Raw genomic sequence first — 15,654 nt, forward strand, 5'->3', positions numbered from 1 at the left:
CGTTTCGCCAGTTCCGGTGACCGGGATGTGGCTTGGTCGCCACGTCGTGGTCGTGCTGCCACGTACGCCTCGAGAAGTAGTTCCTATCAGGCATATTCCGGGTCGGCTCAGGGTGAATCCGGAAGCGTGCGGGCCGCCGGACCGCCTACCGTCGAAGCTTCCGAATGGAAGTGAGGGACGGGGCATGAGCGTGCAGACAATCGATACCGCGACCGATCGGGAGGGGAGGGACACCGAACCCGCACGGTCCTGGAATCCGATCGGACGCATTCTCTTCCGCTTCGGATTCCTGTACTTCGGGCTCTTCTGCGTCTTCTACCCGCAGATGCTGATCGACTTCGCGGGACCGCTGCAACGCTGGCTCCCGGACGACTGGCCCCGCCTCTGGATGAGCGTGTCCCTGCCCGTGGTGAAGTGGACGGGTCGCACCGTCTTCGGGACCGATGTGGCGCTGCACAGCACGGGCAGCGGTGATCAGGCGGTCTTCTGGACCCTGGTGTTCTGCCTGCTCGTGATCGCGGCGGCCGGGACCGTGCTCTGGACGATGCTGGACCGCACCCGGACCGAGTACCACCGTCTGTCCGCGTGGTTCCTGTTGTTCATCCGGTTGTGCCTGGCCGGTCAGATGCTCGGATACGGGTTTGCCAAGGCGATTCCGACGCAGATGCCCGAGCCCGCGCTCACCACGCTGCTGACCCCGTACGGCGACTTCGCGCCCATGAGTGTGCTGTGGAATCAGGTCGGTGTGTCCCCGGTGTACGAAACCCTGCTCGGGACCGCCGAGGTGCTGGGCGGTGTGCTGCTGCTGGTGCCGCGCACCCGGTTGGCGGGTGTGCTGCTGAGCCTGGTGAGCATGGCGCAGGTGTGGGTGCTGAACATGACCTTCGATGTGCCGGTGAAGCTGCTGTCGTTCCATCTGATGCTGCTTTGCCTGGTCCTGCTGGTGCCGGAGGCCCCGCGGCTCACCGCGCTGCTGACCGGCCGGGCCGCCGGTCCGGCTGCCACACCGGAGCCGTTCCGCACGCGCCGGACGCTGCGCTGGGCGGCCGCCGCGCAGGTGCTGCTGATCGTGTGGTTGTCGGCGGGCTACGTCTGGATCGGGGCGGAGAACTGGCACGAATCCGGCGGTGGCAGTCCGAAATCCGAGCTGTACGGCATCTGGACGGTCACCGACTTCACCCGCGACGGCCAGCCGGTGCCGCCGTTGCTGACCGATGAGAGTCGCTGGCGGCGACTGGTTTTCGACCAGCCCACGATAGCCATCGTGCAGCGCATGGACGATGAGTTTATGCCGCTGGGCGCGCAGATCGACACCGGCGCACACCGATTGGTGCTCCGCGGTGTGCAGGCGACCACGGACCTGGCGGATCTCGGCTACCAGCAACCGACGCCGAACCGGCTGGTGCTCGACGGCCGGCTGGACGGCCACTCGGTCACCATCACGCTCGATCAGGCCGACCTCGGCCAGCTGTCGCTCCGGAAGGGCCGTGGCCTGCACCTGATTCAGGAAGACGCGAACTTCGGCAAGGTCATGGGGTAGTGATGTCGCTGATCTGGTTGGTCCACAGCGGATTCGGGGCGAGGAATTCGCCGGATCCGGCCGCGAACGCTTGCTGGGCGTCGGCCCTGCCGAGCAGCCGGGCGGCCAGCCAGGCGGTGGGATAGCCGAGGTAGCCGGAGACGCCGGAGGTGCACGGCCAGGAGGCGCCGGCGCAATCCGGTTGGCCCTGAACATCATTGTGATTCGGGCCGACCAGGGTGCCCCACGCCTTCTGGACACCGGCGGGCACCGCGTCGTAGAAGGCTCGCAGTGATTGCAGGCCGACGGCGGTCGGCGGCAAGGTCTGCTCGGACGGCGAGATGACGGTGTCGGCCGAACCGTTCACGAAGAAGACCGAACCGCCGGCCAGTCCGTGGGTATCGGGGCACCAGCCGAGCAAGCACGACAGCTGGATGGGCAGCTCGATCGGCACCGCGGTCCTGATCCGGCCGCCCGAATGCATCATGGCGTTGAGGGCGCCCGTCGCCCCCTGCGAATGCCCCACCGCGCCAATCGCATCCGGGTCCAGGCGGTCGTGGAAGACGCTGCCCGGGTCCGCGGCCAGGGACAGTAGCCGGTCGATCGCCCCCGCGATGTCGATCCCCGACCCGGTGGCCGAGTTCTCGGTGGCGATCACCACGAACCCCCAGGACGCGAAATGCCGCAGCAGATACGAGTATTGGTCCGGATGCGCGTTGGTTCCGTCGCCCCAGGTGATGATCGGATGCCGGAACCCGTTGGCCCCCAGCTCGGTCGGATACCAGATGTCGTAGGCGGCCCCGGTGGAGTCGCAGCAGGTGAAGGCGCGCTGTTCGGTCACCGCCCAGGGCCCGGGCTGCGCATAGACGGCCTCCACCGGCGGGTCCGCGTGACCGATTCCGAAGGGAACGCCGAGCACCACGAGTGTGGCGAGCAGGCAACAGCGAACAAGCACGGCGGCACTGCGTGTCATAGCTATTCAGCATAGAAATGACCGGCGGGTTCACGGCGCAAGATGCCCGCGACCGTTGTGAACTCTGTATCGATTGCCACCGGGATGCCGGGCGATTGTCGTGCGTTGCCGCTTACGCCGTACCCTGAATCCTTGTGCAGAACCCCGCAGCCACCCCCGATGACCAGCCGGTTCCCGAGTCTCGGGTCGACATCGGTGATCCGAACTACCTGGTCGGCCTCGATCTGAACGGTCGCCGCGTGGTCGTGGTCGGCGGTGGCACGGTGGCGCAGCGGCGGCTCGGGCTGCTGATCGCCTCCGGTGCGGATGTGCACGTGATCAGCCGCGAGGCCACGCCCGCGGTCGAGGGCATGGCCACCTCGGGACAGCTGACCCTGGAGTTGCGTGCCTACGCCGACGGCGATCTCGACGGCGCCTGGTATGTCATGGCCTGCACCGACGAGCCCGAGACCAATGCGGCCGTGGTCGCGGAGGCCACCCGCCGCCGCATTTTCTGTGTCCGCGCCGACACCGCGCGGCTGGGCACCGCGGTCACCCCGGCCACCGCGCGCTACGACGGCATGACGATGGGCGTACTGGCCGGCGGGCAGCACCGCCGCTCGGCCACGGTGCGCAACGCGCTGCTGGAAGCCCTGCAATCCGGTGTGGTGACCGATGATTCGGCCCCCGTGACCCCGGGCGTGGCGCTGGTCGGCGGCGGCCCCGGCGATCCGGATCTCATCACCGTGCGCGGCCGCCGCCTGCTGGCCCGCGCGAATCTCGTTGTCGCCGACCGGCTCGCGCCGCCGGAGCTGCTGGCCGAGCTCGGGCCGGAGGTGGAGGTCATCGACGCGGCCAAGATTCCCTACGGCCGGGCCATGGCGCAGGAGGCCATCAATGCCGCGCTCATCGAGGGCGCGAAGGCGGGCAAGTTCGTGGTGCGGCTCAAGGGCGGCGACAACTATGTCTTCGGGCGCGGCTACGAGGAACTCGAAGCCTGCGTCGACGCCGGTATCCCGGTGACCGTGGTTCCCGGTGTCACCAGCGCGATTTCGGTGCCCGCCCTGGCCGGTATCCCGGTCACCCACCGCGGTGTCACGCACGAGTTCGTGGTCGTCAGCGGCCATGTCGCCCCCGACCACCCGGATTCGCTGGTCGACTGGCCCGCGCTGGCCCGGCTGCGCGGCACCATCGTGCTGCTGATGGCGGTGGAGCGGATCGAGAAGTTCGCCGACGCGCTGATCTCGGGTGGCCGTGCCGCCGGCACCCCGGTCACCGTCATCCAGGAGGGCAGCCTGCGCACCCAGCGCATCCTGCGCGCCGACCTGGCCACCGTCGCCGAGCGGGTGCGCACCGAGGGCATTCGCCCGCCGGCCATCATCGTCATCGGCCCGACCGCGGGCTTCACCGCGGGTGCGCCGGACCAGGACAACTCCTGACGTCGCGCAATGAGTTCGGTTCGCCGGATAGTGCATCCATTACAGTGGGCGGGTGCTCGATAACCCCGCTGCGACGATGCAGTATCCGGTGACCAAGCGGGCGTTCGGGCTCGCAATTCTCGTCCTCAGCGGGCTTCAGCTGATGGTCGTGCTGGACGGTACCGTCATGATCCTGGCGCTGCCGCGACTACAGGAACAGCTCGGCCTGTCCAGCGCGGGCAGTGCGTGGACGGTCACGGCCTATGGTCTTCCGTTCGCGGGCCTCATGCTCCTGGGCGGGCGTCTCGGCGACTCGTTCGGCCGCAAGCGGATGCTGATTCTCGGCGTGGCGCTGTTCACCGTCGCCTCGGCGTTGTGCGGCACCGCGCAGAACGAAGCCTGGCTGATCGCGGCCCGCGCGCTGCAGGGCACGGGCGCGGCCATTGCCGCGCCGACCGCCTTCGCGCTGGTGGCGAGCACGTACGCGCCCGGCCCGGCCCGCAATCAGGCGGTCGCCATCTTCGGATCCATGGTCGGTATCGGCTCGGTCGGCGGTCTGGTCATCGGCGGCGCGCTGACCCAGGTCGATTGGCGCTGGATCTTCTGGATCAATGTGCCGATCGGCATTCTCATTGTCTGGGGCGCGATCTACCAGCTGCGCGACACCGCGCACCACCGCATGTCCATGGACGTGCGCGGCGCCATCCTGGGCACGCTGGCCTGTGTGTCGATCGTCTTCGGCGCGACCGAGGGGCCCGAGATGGGTTGGGGCTCTCCGGTCATCCTCGGCGCCCTGATCGGCGGCTTCGTCCTGCTGATCGTGTTCATCTTCGCCGAGCGTGACGTGGACAACCCGCTGCTGCCGTGGTCGCTGTTCAAGAGCCGCGACCGCGTGATCACCTTCGCCGCCATCTTCCTGACCTCCGGCGTGCTCGGCGCGACCACCTTCTTCGTCGCGCAGTTCCTGCAGAACGTGCTGCGCTACAGCCCGCTGCAGGCCGGTCTGGCCAGCATTCCTTTCACCCTCGGCGCGGGCGTCGGTACCGCGGTGGCGTCCAAGGCGTGCATGTATGTCCGGGCGCGCTGGCTGCTGCTGGCGGCGGCCCTGGTGCTGGCGGGCGCGCTGTATTTCGGTTCCACACTGGACAGTTCGGCCGACTATTTCCCCACGCTGCTGGTCATGATGTCGATCGTCGGCTTCTGCGTGGGCACCGCCATCGTGATCCTGCCGCTGTGCGTGCTGGTCGGCGTGGACATGGCCCACATTGGCCCGCTGTCGGCGGTCGGGCAGATGTTCATGAACATGGGCACGCCGTTCGCGGTCGGCGTGCTGAGCCCGGTCGCCCTGTCGCGCACGCTGGCGCTCGGCGGCAAATCGGGCAAGGTGAGCGAGATGTCGCCGAGCCAGATCGATGCGCTGGGCAGCGGGTACACCCTCGTCCTGCTGGTGTGCGCCATCGGCACCGCGGTCATGGGCCTGCTGGCGCTGACGCTGCGGTACACGCCCGGGCAGCTGGCCCAGGCGCAGCACGCACAGGACGAGGCTCAGAAGCGCTAGGGCACCGCGGTGACCGCGATCGCCGATTCGGTCAGGCTGCCGAGGTAGATCGCGCCGTCCTGTTCGGCGACCCCGGTGACCATGGCGTAGTCGGTGCCCTCACGCTGCAGGTCGTGGACGAGATTCCCGTCGAAGTCGAAGGCCTGCACCCACACCGTGCGGGCCGGTTTCGGTTGCAGCGCTTCGGGAATCGCCCACACCAGCCGGCGCAGCACGCCGGGCAGCGGAAGCAGCATGTCCAGCAGCGGATTTCGCGGCGACACCAGCGCCACCCAGGCCAGCCCGTCACTGCCGAGGCCCATATTGTCGGGGAAGGCGGGCAGGTTCTCGGCGAAGTAGTCGTGGGTGCCCGCCTTCGGCCCGGTCAGCCAGTAGCGGGTGATGCTGTAGCCGCCGGTCTCGGCGACCAGCAGGCATGAGCGGTCCGGCGCGAGCACGATGCCGTTCGCGAATTTCAGCCCGTCGACCAGGGTTTCGACGCTCCCGTCGGGATTGCGGCGCAGCAGCCGGCCGGTCTCGGAGTGCTCGAGCATGTCGCCCATGTATTCGCCGAGCGACCAGTGCCGGGTGGATTCGGAGAAGTAGACGGTGTCGCCGTCGGCGACCACATTGCTGGTGAAGTTCAGCGGCACACCGTCGACCTCGGACACCAGCACCTCGACCTGCCCGCCCGGTTTGTCCAGCCGCAGCAGCCCACGGTTGGCATCGCAGATCAGCAGCGAGCCATCGGGGTTCGCGTGCAGTCCCAGCGGCCGTCCGCCGGTGTGCCCGATCCGCTCGACCGTGCCGTCTGCCGGGTCGACCGCCACCAGGGTGCCGTCCGCGAGTCCCGCGACGACTCTGCCGTCGGGGGCGATGACCACATCCTCGGGCCCGTCTCCGGGCACCTCGAGCCGCCGCACGGGCGGCATGGGTGGTGCACTGTGGTTTTCGTGGGCGCGGGCCGTCGCCTTGGGCGGCGTCCAGCGCTTGGGCTGCATGGACATGGCTCACTGTAACCCGGCCCTTGGTAGTCAACAGTTGTTGGCCTACACTTGTGGGCGTGACTGTGGAGACGGGGCCGCGGCGGTCGGATGCGACCCGCGCGGCGATTCTGGAGGCGGCGCGGCGCCGCTTCGCCGAGGACGGCTACCGGAAGGCGACGATCCGGGCGATCGCGGCCGACGCCGGGATCGACCCGTCGATGGTGATGCGCTACTACGGCAACAAGGACGGATTGTTCGACGCCGCACTGGATGTCGACCTGGAGCTGCCGGATCTCGGTGCGGCCGCACCGGATTCGCTGGGCGCACTGCTCGCGGCGCGTTTCCTGGAGCTGTGGGAGCAGCCGCCGACCAGCGAGATCCTGCTCACCCTCATCCGTTCGTCGCTGACCGACGAGGACGTGGTGGAACGCACCCGGCGCATCTTCGCCCAGCAGCTCATGCCGGCCGTGCTGCGTTTCGGCGATCCGGCCGACGCACCGCATCGCGCGGGTCTGATCGCCACCCAGATCCTGGGACTCGCCCTGTGCCGCTACGTCTTACGGCTGCCGCCGGTGGTGGCGCTGAGCTCGGAGCAGATCGTCGCCGACATCGGGCCCACCATTCAGCGCTACCTCACCCTCGGGAACGCCTGACCTCGTGAGCCAGTGGTGAAAACCACGCTGCCGGAGGGGTTTTCTCCGGACCGAAGATTGGGCACACTGCCGGGATGGGGATGAGTCTGGACGCGGATCTGCTGGACCGCTGGACGACATTGGCCGGGCCGCAGGCGCGCGCGGTGGGGGAGGATCTGGTCCGCCGTTACCGTGAGCCGCACCGCCGCTATCACACCGTCGAGCACCTGGCCGCCATGCTGGCGGTCATCGACGATCTCGCCGCCGATGCGGAGGATCTGGACGCGGTGCGCTACGCCGCCTTCTTCCACGACGCGGTCTACGCCGTCGACGGCACCGACAACGAGGAGGCCAGCGCCCGCCTGGCTGAAACCGCCCTGCCCGCACTGGGAGTCGCCGCGGACACGGTGGCGGAGGCCGCGCGGCTGGTCCGGCTGACCGGCGGCCACCATCCGGACCCGTCGGACCGAAACGGCGCGGTGCTCTGCGATGCCGATCTGGCGATCCTCGCGGCCGACGCGACCGCCTACGCCGCCTACACCGCCGCCGTCCGCGCCGAGTACGCCCACGTCCCCGACCCGCTCTTCCGCTCGGGCCGGGCGGCCGTGCTGACGGCGCTCACCGGACAGCCCGCCCTCTTCCGCACGCCCACCGCCCGGGCCCGCTACGAGTTCGCGGCCCGCGCCAACCTCGCGGCCGAACTCGCCACGCTCACCGCGGAGCCGGCGGGCGAGGCCCAGGCCGAATGAGGGTTCGTGCCCCGATCAGCGGGTGCCGTACTTGTAGGTCTGCTTCCGCAGTTTGAGATACACCATGATCTCGGCGTGCCGGACCCCGGCCAGCCCGCGAATCCGATTGGACACCAGGTCGAGCAGGGCTTCGTCGTCCGGGCACACGGCCTCGCAGAGGATGTCGTAGCGGCCGGCGCACACCACGACGTAGTTGATTTCCTCGATGGCAGCCAAGATGTCGGCCACCTGCTGCACCGGCCCGTCGACGGTGATGGCGATCATGGCCTGCCGGAACAGCCCGACCTGCAGGGGATCGGTGACCGCGACGATCTGGATCACCCCGGCATCGGCCAGCTTCTGCACGCGTTGGCGGACGGCGGCCTCGGAGAGTCCGACGGCCTTGCCGATGGTGGCGTACGCGCGTCGCCCGTCCTCCTGGAGCTGGTCGATGATCCGCTTGGAGATGTCGTCGAGGATCGGAGCTCCCCGGCCGGAGTTCTGGTCGATCACGGGATCATCCTTCCTCGTCGCGGCTGGTCGGGCGAACGCCCGACCGGCGGTCGCGAGCGCGCGGGTATGTTGGGATCGGTCGCCGGGTCCGGCGGTTTTCGGTCCGACAAGGATGATCTCCCGTGAAGTACGTTCCGCGCGCGGTTCTGTTCCTCGGCATTCCCGCGCTCCTGTTCGCCCTCCCCTGGTGGCTGCTGGTCTACACGACGATGTCCGGGACATGGTTCTGGCTCGGGTCGGCGGTGTTCCTGCTCGGCTATCTGGTGCTGCCGGCGGGCATGCTGCTCGGGCACGGCCCGCGGCAGTCCGACGCGGCGTCGCTGGTGGGCGACACCATGCTGGGTGTCATGTGGGTGGTGTTCACCTGGTCGGTGATCGGCGCCGCGGTCCGGGGTGTGCTGACGGTCGCCGGGGTGGACGATCCGGTGCGCTCGCGCGTGGTGGCCGTCGGGGTGCTGGCGGTGTCGGTCGTGCTGTCCGCCTGGGCGATCTACGAGGCGCGCCGGGTGCCGCGCGTGCGCACGGTCGACGTCGAGATCCCCGGTCTCGGTGCGGGTTTGGACGGTCTCCGGCTCGTGGTCGTCACCGACACCCACTACGCCGCGACCGATCGGTTGCGCTGGTCGGAGCGGGTGGTCGAGGAGGTCAACGCGCTGCGTCCCGATATCGCCTGTCACGCGGGCGATCTCGCCGACGGCTCGGTGGAGAAGCGGATGGCGCAGGTCGATCCGCTGGGCAAGGTCGAGGCCGAGTACGGACGCTTCTACATCACCGGCAATCACGAATACTTCGGCGACGCACCGGGCTGGATCGACCACATGTCCGGCCTGGGCTGGCAGCCGCTGCGCAACCAGCACGAGGTCATCACCCGCGAGGGCGACAGCCTCGTGCTGGCGGGCATCGACGACCCCACCGGTAGCGGCCTGCCCGGCCACGGCCCCGATATCACCGCGGCCCTGGCCGGCGCCGATCCGGCTCTGCCGGTGGTCCTGCTGGCCCATCAGCCCAAACAGGTCACCGATGCGGTGTCGGCCGGTGTGGCCCTGCAGATTTCGGGCCACACCCACGGCGGGCAGATCTGGCCCTTCCGGTACCTGGTCCGCCTGGATCAGCCCGTGGTGGCCGGGCTCAGCCGCCACGGCGAGCGCACCCAGCTCTACACCAGCCGGGGCACCGGCTTCTGGGGTCCGCAGTTGCGCCTGTTCGCGCCGAGCGAGATCACGGTGCTGATCCTGCGCCGGCCCAACTGATTCCGGCCGCTCAGCTGTCGAAGCCCAGGCCGGTGTAGTCGAGGGTTTTCAGCCACAGATTGCGGCGTCCCTGGTGCGCGTCCGCACGGGCCAGGGACCAGCGGGTGAGGTGAATTCCCGCGGAGCGCAACGGTTCCGGTGGCAGCGGCAGCGGCCGGGAGCGGACCATCCGCAGCCGGGTCCGCTCCGTGTCGCGGCCCCACAGCTGGTCGAGCATGACCTCCGCGCCGAAGCGGGTCGCGCCCACCCCGAGCCCCGTGTAGCCGGCGGCGTAGACCAGCCGGCCCTTGTAGGCGGAGCCGAAGAAGGCGCAGAACCGGCCGCAGGTGTCGATGACCCCGCCCCAGCGGTGGGTGAAGCGCAGGCCGTCGAGCTGCGGGAAGGTCTGGAAGAAGTGCTGGGCGAGGGTTTCGAAGGTGGCCTCGTTGTATTCCAGGGCGGGGGCGATGCGATTGCCGAAGTGGTAGATGGCGTCGTAGCCGCCGAAGAGGATGCGGTTGTCGCTGGTCAGGCGATAGTAGTGGAAGCGGTAGGAGGCGTCGCCCAGACCCATGCGGGTGCCCCAGCCGATACTGTCGAGCTGTTCGGCGGTGAGCGGCTCGGTCATGAGCGCGTAGTCGTAGACCGGCACCACATGGCGTGACACCTTGGGCACCGGGCCCGCGAAAGCGCTGGTGCACAGGGCGACCCGGGGCGCGCGGACCTCACCGTGCGGCGTGTGCAGGGTCAGCGTGCCTCCGTGGGATTTCGAAAGGCGTTGCACCGGAGTGCCTTCGAAGATGCGGACACCGGAATCCAGGCAGGCGCGCCGTAATCCCCAGGCCAGCCGGGCCGGATCGAGCATGGCGACGCCGTCGCGGTCCCACCAGCCGCCGAGGTAGGTGGGGGAGTGCACCATGCCCTGTATCTGGCCGGCGTCGAGCAGTTCGGTGCGGTAGCCGAGGGCTTCGGCGGCGTCGTGGCTCTCCTGTAGCCAATCGACCTCATGGGGCGCGGTGGCGACCTCCATTTCGCCGGTGCGCTCGAAGTCGCAGTCGATGCCGTACCGGAGGATGGCCTTCTCGATGTCGTCGAGGTTGGAGCGGCCGAGGCGTTCGAGCTGGCCGATCTCGTCGGGGAAGCGCTCCATGCCATTGGCCAGGCCGTGGGTCAGGCTGGCGGAGCAGAATCCGCCGTTGCGGCCCGAGGCCGCATGTCCGCAGAGACCGGACTCCAGCAGCGCCACGTCGATGCCGGGATCGCGTTCCTTGGCCAGCAGCGCGGTCCAGAGTCCGCTGTAGCCGCCGCCGATGACGGCCAGGTCCGCGGTGGTGGCCGTGGTGAGTGGGTCGGTGGGGGTCGGCCGCTCGGGCCGGTCGGTCCAGTACGGCGTCGGCGCTGCATCGATGAGTGCCGACGCCCACAGTTTGCTTCCCTTGGCCGACATGGCCGATCAACTCCTTCTCTCGTGCCGTAACGGCGAACGTTCGCGCCTGCGTGCTCGGGGTACGTGGAAGCCGCCGATGGTCACCGTGGGGGGACCAGTCGGCGGCTTTCGAGAGAGTCAGCTGGTGGCGGCGCGATCCTCGGAGCGGCGGGGCATACGCACGGTGGACCGCAATACCTGCGTCGGCGACGTCGGCCGGTCCATTTCCGCCTCCTCCTGTGTCATGAGGATAGCCCAGAAATGCGCGGGCGGGTCCGATCGGAGCCCGCCCGCGCGATATCGCCGCCTTTTACCCGGCCCGGAAGATGATGTCGTGCCAGGGCTTGTGCGCCACGCCGGTGATATCCGACATGACGTGCTTGATATTCGTGTACTCCTCGAATGCGTAGGCGGACATGTCCTTTCCGAATCCGGAGGACTTGTACCCACCGTGCGGCATTTCACTGATGATCGGAATATGGTCGTTGATCCACACGCAGCCGGCCTGAATTTCCCGGCTCGCCCGCTGGGTGCGGAACACATCGCGGGACCAGGCGGAGGCGGCCAGCCCGTAGACGGTGTCATTGGCCAGCGCGATGGCCTCGTCGTCGGTGTCGAAGGGCAGCACGACGAGCACCGGGCCGAAGATCTCGTGCTGCACGATCTCGGAGTCCTGGGCCGCGCCGGTGATCAGTGTCGGCTCGAAGTAGGAACCGGCCGCCGGGGTGTGTTCCGGAATTCTGCCGCCGCGAACGATTTTCGCGCCGGATTCGCGGGCCCGTTCCACCATGCCCAGCACTTTCTCGCGGTGTGCGCGCGAAATGAGCGGTCCCATATCGGTTTCCGGGTTCTCGACCGGACCGAGCGCCACCCGGTCCATGAGATCGGCTACGCGGCCGATGAATTCCTCGAACAGCGGCCGTTGCACATAGGCGCGGGTGGCGGCCGTGCAATCCTGGCCGGTATTGATGAGCGCGCCCGCGACCGCGCCCCGCGCCGCGGCTTCGGGGTCGGCGTCGTCGAACACGACGAAGGGGGCCTTGCCGCCGAGTTCGAGGTGGACCCGCTTGACCGCACCGGCGGCGGTGGCGGCCACCCGTTTGCCGACCCCGGTGGAGCCGGTGAACGACACCATGGCCACGGCCGGATGCTCCACCAGCGGCTGTCCCGCCTCGGCGCCGGTGCCGGTGAGCACATTGATCACGCCCGGCGGCACGCCCGCGGCGGTGGCGGCCTCCGCGAACAGCAGTGAGGACAACGGCGTCAGCTCGGAAGGCTTGAGCACCACCGTGTTTCCGGCGGCGACGGCGGGCAGGATCTTCCAGGCCGCCATTTGCAGCGGATAGTTCCAGGGCGCGATGGACCCGATGACGCCGAGGGGTTCCCGCCGGATCGACGAGGTGTGGTCACCGGAGTATTCGGCCGCCGCCTTGCCTTCCAGGTGCCGGGCGGCGCCGGCGAAGAAGGCCGTGTTGTCGATGGTGCCGGGCACGTCGAATTCCGTGGCGAGGCGAATCGGCTTGCCCGCGTTGACACTTTCGATCGCGGCGAGGTCCCCGGCACGAGCGCGCAGGATCCGGGCCCATTCGTGCATGAGGTCCGACCGCGCGGCCGGGGTGAGCCCGGCCCAGCCTGGGAAGGCCGCCCCGGCGGCGGTCACCGCCGACTCGACGTCGGCCGCGTTCGCGCCGGCGCCCGAGGCGATGACCGCGCCCGTGGCCGGCGCGATGATCGACAGCGGCGCGCCCGACCCGGATCGTCGTACGCCGCCGATGAATTGCAGTTGTTCCTGACCCATCGCGCTCCTCGCGTTCTCGAAAGTCACCGTCTCCGGGTCACACGGTATGGGCGTCGGCCGCCGTGAGCGCCTGATCGAGGATGGCGAGTCCCTCCTTGGCCTCGGCCTCGCTGATGGTGCAGGGCGGGACCACGTGCAGGCGGTTGAAGTTCACGAACAGCAGCAGTCCGGCAGCCTTGGCGGCGGCGACCGTCTCGTTCATGGCCGGGCTGGTGCCACCGTAGGGCGCCAGGGGTTCGCGGGTGGCGCGGTCGCGGACCAGCTCCACGGCCCAGAACACGCCGAGTCCGCGAACCTCACCGACGCTCGGGTGCCGCTCGGCCAGTTCCCGCAGGCCCGGGCCGATGACGCGCTCGCCCATGTCCGCGGCGTTCTCGACGATGCCCTCCTCGCGCATGGCGGTGATGGTCGCGACGGCCGCGGCCGTGGCCAGCGGATGCCCGGAGTAGGTGAGCCCGCCCGGATAGGCGCGGTCGTCGAAGGTGGCCGCGATGTGCGGTGCGATGGCGACGCCGCCCAGCGGCACATATCCGGAGTTGACGCCCTTGGCGAAGGTGAGCAGGTCCGGCGCCACGTCGAAATGGTCGATGGCGAACCATTCTCCGGTGCGGCCGAAGCCCGCCATCACCTCGTCGGCGATGAACACGATGCCGTACTTGTCGCACAGTTCGCGCACGCCGGCCAGGTATCCCGGGGGCGGCACCATGATGCCGGCCGTGCCCGGCACCGATTCCAGAATGACGGCCGCGATGGTGCTCGGCCCCTCGAACGCGATGGTCTGCTCGAGGTGCTGCAGCGCCCGTTCGGTCTCCTCGGCCTCGGTGGTGGCGTGGAACTGCGAGCGGTACAGGAACGGCCCGAAGAAGTGCACGACCCCGGCATTGCCGTGGTCGTTCGGCCAGCGCCGCGGGTCGCCGGTCAGATTGACCGCGGTTTCGGTGCCGCCGTGATACGACCGGTAGCGCGCGAGCACCTTGTACCGCCCGGTGTGCAGCCGGGCCATGCGCACCGCGTGCTCGACCGCGTCCGCGCCGCCACTGGTGAAGAAGATCCGGTTCAGCTCACCGGGGGTGCGTTCGGCGATGAGCCGCGCCGCCTCCGAGCGGGCGTCGTTCACGTAGGCCGGGCCGATGGTGCACAGCGTCGCCGCCTGCTCCTGGATGGCGGCCACCACCTTCGGATGCTGGTGTCCGATATTGGTGTTCACCATCTGCGAGGAGAAGTCGAGCAGCCGGTTGCCGTCGCCGTCCCACACGTAGCAGCCCTGGGCGGCGGTGATCACCGTGGGATCCAGCGACTTCTGCGCGGACCAGGAGTGGAAGACGTGCTGGCGGTCCAATTCGTAGGCGCGGGCGGCTTTTTCGCGGGCCGCCTCCGGGGTCAGCCCATTGGGCAGGGTCATCGCGGACTCCGTTCAGTGGTTCTGGGGGAAGCCGAGGTTCAGGCCGCCGTGGCTGGGATCGAGCCAGCGGGTGGTGACGGCCTTGGTACGGGTGAAGAAGTGCACGCCGTCGGTGCCGTGCGCATGCGAATCGCCGAACAGGGAGTTCTTCCAGCCTCCGAAACTGTAGTAGGCCATGGGGACCGGAATGGGGACATTGATGCCGACCATGCCGACCTCGACCTCGTTGTGGAAGCGCCGGGCCGCGCCGCCGTCGTTGGTGAACAGAGCGGTGCCGTTGCCGTAGGGGTTGGCGTTGACGAGGGCCAGCGCCTCGTCGTAGCTGTCCACACGGATCACCGACAGCACCGGGCCGAAGATCTCGTCGGTGTAGACGCTCATGTCGATGGTGACGTGGTCGAGAATGGTGGGGCCCAGCCAGAATCCGTCGGCCGCGCCGTCGGCGGCCACCCCGCGGCCGTCGAGAACCACGGTGGCGCCGGAGGATTCGCCCGCCGCGATATAGGCGGCCACCTTGTCGCGGTGCGCCTCGGTCACCAGCGGGCCCATATCGGTGCCGCGGGTGCCGTCGCCGGTGCGAATGGTCTTGGCGCGCTCGGTGATCCGCGCTACCAGATCGTCGGCGATATCGCCCACCGCCACCAGCGCGCTGATGGCCATGCAGCGTTCACCGGCCGAGCCGAAGCCCGCGTTCACGGCGGCGTCGGCGGCCAGATCCAGATCCGCGTCGGGCAGCACCACCATGTGGTTCTTGGCCCCGCCGAGGGCCTGCACGCGTTTGCCGGCGGCGGTGCCGTGCTCGTAGACGTACTTGGCGATCGGGGTGGAGCCGACGAACGACACCGCCTTGATGGCGGGGTTCGCCAGCAGTTCGTCCACCGCCACCTTGTCGCCCTGGACCACGTTGAAGACCCCGTCCGGCAGCCCGGCCTCGCGCCACAGCTCGGCCAGCCACAGCGAAGGCGAGGGGTCCTTCTCGCTCGGCTTGAGCACCACGGTGTTGCCGGCCGCGATGGCGACGGGGAAGAACCACATGGGCACCATGGCCGGGAAGTTGAACGGCGAGATGATGGCCACCGGGCCCAGGGCTTGCCGTACGGAGAAGATGTCGACCTTGGTGGAGGCGTTCTCGGTGTAGCCGCCTTTGAGCAGATGCGGTATGCCGCACGCGAATTCGACGACCTCGAGGCCGCGGGTGACCTCGCCCATCGCGTCGGCGAGCACCTTGCCGTGCTCGCTGGTGATGAGGGCGGCCAGCTCCTCCTTGCGCTCGTTGAGCAGTTCGCGGAAGCGGAACAGCACCTGGGTGCGCTTGGCCAGGGAGGCGTCGCGCCAGGCGGGGAACGCGGCCACGGCGGATTCGATCACGGTGCGGACGTCGGCCGCGGAGGCCAGGGCGACCTGTCCGGTCACCACGCCGGTCGCGGGGTTGGTGACCGGTGCGGTCGCCGTGCTGGAACCGGTGAAGGACTTGCCGTCGAGCCAGTGTGCGATGGTCTGCATATCTCCTCGAT

13 protein-coding genes are annotated in these 15,654 nt (G+C 69.1%); 6 read left to right on the forward strand and 7 right to left on the reverse strand.

Features of this window, described 5'->3' with window-relative positions:
* The first annotated feature begins 184 nt into the window (after positions 1-184).
* On the forward strand, positions 185-1,540 hold the full coding sequence (locus AB0L60_RS36600; RefSeq protein ID WP_364623978.1) for a DoxX family protein: 1,356 nt from the start codon (positions 185-187) through the stop codon (positions 1,538-1,540).
* On the opposite strand, the gene AB0L60_RS36605 is transcribed toward AB0L60_RS36600, so the two are convergent.
* Positions 1,530-2,492 carry a hypothetical protein gene (locus AB0L60_RS36605; RefSeq protein ID WP_364623980.1) on the reverse strand — a complete coding sequence of 321 codons (963 nt, stop codon included), beginning with the start codon at positions 2,490-2,492 and terminating at the stop codon, positions 1,530-1,532. The genes AB0L60_RS36600 and AB0L60_RS36605 overlap by 11 nt on opposite strands.
* A 191-nt stretch (positions 2,493-2,683) precedes the next feature.
* On the opposite strand from AB0L60_RS36605, the gene cobA reads away from it, so the two are divergent.
* Entirely contained in the window at positions 2,684-3,910 is a 1,227-nt protein-coding gene (gene cobA, locus AB0L60_RS36610) for a uroporphyrinogen-III C-methyltransferase (protein ID WP_364624037.1), read from the forward strand.
* Positions 3,911-3,962: 52 nt separating this feature from the next.
* The gene (locus tag AB0L60_RS36615; RefSeq protein WP_364623982.1) at positions 3,963-5,447 is read left to right on the forward strand and encodes an MFS transporter; all 1,485 of its coding nucleotides are present in this window, start codon (positions 3,963-3,965) and stop codon (positions 5,445-5,447) included.
* On the opposite strand, the gene AB0L60_RS36620 is transcribed toward AB0L60_RS36615, so the two are convergent.
* Complete coding sequence (locus tag AB0L60_RS36620; protein ID WP_364623984.1) at positions 5,444-6,433, reverse strand: SMP-30/gluconolactonase/LRE family protein; 990 nt, start codon at positions 6,431-6,433, stop codon at positions 5,444-5,446. The genes AB0L60_RS36615 and AB0L60_RS36620 overlap by 4 nt on opposite strands.
* Before the next feature lie 56 nt (positions 6,434-6,489).
* Here AB0L60_RS36620 and AB0L60_RS36625 point away from each other — a divergent pair, with 56 nt between their 5' ends.
* Entirely contained in the window at positions 6,490-7,065 is a 576-nt protein-coding gene (locus tag AB0L60_RS36625; protein WP_364623986.1) for a TetR family transcriptional regulator, read from the forward strand.
* 74 nt (positions 7,066-7,139) lie between these two features.
* Positions 7,140-7,793, forward strand: a complete 654-nt coding sequence (locus tag AB0L60_RS36630) for a metal-dependent phosphohydrolase (RefSeq protein WP_364623988.1) — start codon at positions 7,140-7,142, stop codon at positions 7,791-7,793.
* Positions 7,794-7,808: 15 nt separating this feature from the next.
* Here AB0L60_RS36630 and AB0L60_RS36635 read toward each other — a convergent pair whose 3' ends face one another.
* On the reverse strand, positions 7,809-8,285 hold the full coding sequence (locus AB0L60_RS36635; RefSeq protein ID WP_364623990.1) for an Lrp/AsnC family transcriptional regulator: 477 nt from the start codon (positions 8,283-8,285) through the stop codon (positions 7,809-7,811).
* 122 nt (positions 8,286-8,407) lie between these two features.
* Between AB0L60_RS36635 and AB0L60_RS36640 the strand changes: the two genes are divergently transcribed.
* Positions 8,408-9,535 carry a metallophosphoesterase gene (locus AB0L60_RS36640; RefSeq protein ID WP_364623992.1) on the forward strand — a complete coding sequence of 376 codons (1,128 nt, stop codon included), beginning with the start codon at positions 8,408-8,410 and terminating at the stop codon, positions 9,533-9,535.
* A 10-nt stretch (positions 9,536-9,545) separates the two neighbouring features.
* Here AB0L60_RS36640 and AB0L60_RS36645 read toward each other — a convergent pair whose 3' ends face one another.
* The 4 genes from AB0L60_RS36645 to AB0L60_RS36660 all read right to left on the reverse strand — a co-directional run bounded on the left by AB0L60_RS36645 (position 9,546) and on the right by AB0L60_RS36660 (position 15,643).
* Complete coding sequence (locus AB0L60_RS36645; protein WP_364623994.1) at positions 9,546-10,961, reverse strand: FAD-dependent oxidoreductase; 1,416 nt, start codon at positions 10,959-10,961, stop codon at positions 9,546-9,548.
* Positions 10,962-11,250: 289 nt separating this feature from the next.
* The gene (locus AB0L60_RS36650) at positions 11,251-12,738 is read right to left on the reverse strand and encodes a gamma-aminobutyraldehyde dehydrogenase (RefSeq protein ID WP_364623996.1); all 1,488 of its coding nucleotides are present in this window, start codon (positions 12,736-12,738) and stop codon (positions 11,251-11,253) included.
* A 37-nt stretch (positions 12,739-12,775) separates the two neighbouring features.
* A complete protein-coding gene (locus tag AB0L60_RS36655; RefSeq protein WP_364623998.1) occupies positions 12,776-14,140 on the reverse strand; it encodes an aspartate aminotransferase family protein in 1,365 nt (454 codons plus the stop codon).
* Between the two features lie 12 nt (positions 14,141-14,152).
* Positions 14,153-15,643, reverse strand: coding sequence for a CoA-acylating methylmalonate-semialdehyde dehydrogenase (locus AB0L60_RS36660; RefSeq protein WP_364624000.1), 1,491 nt, complete (start codon positions 15,641-15,643; stop codon positions 14,153-14,155).
* Positions 15,644-15,654 lie beyond the last annotated feature (11 nt).

Source organism: Nocardia sp. NPDC051981 (assembly GCF_040680715.1).
GTDB lineage: Bacteria > Actinomycetota > Actinomycetes > Mycobacteriales > Mycobacteriaceae > Nocardia.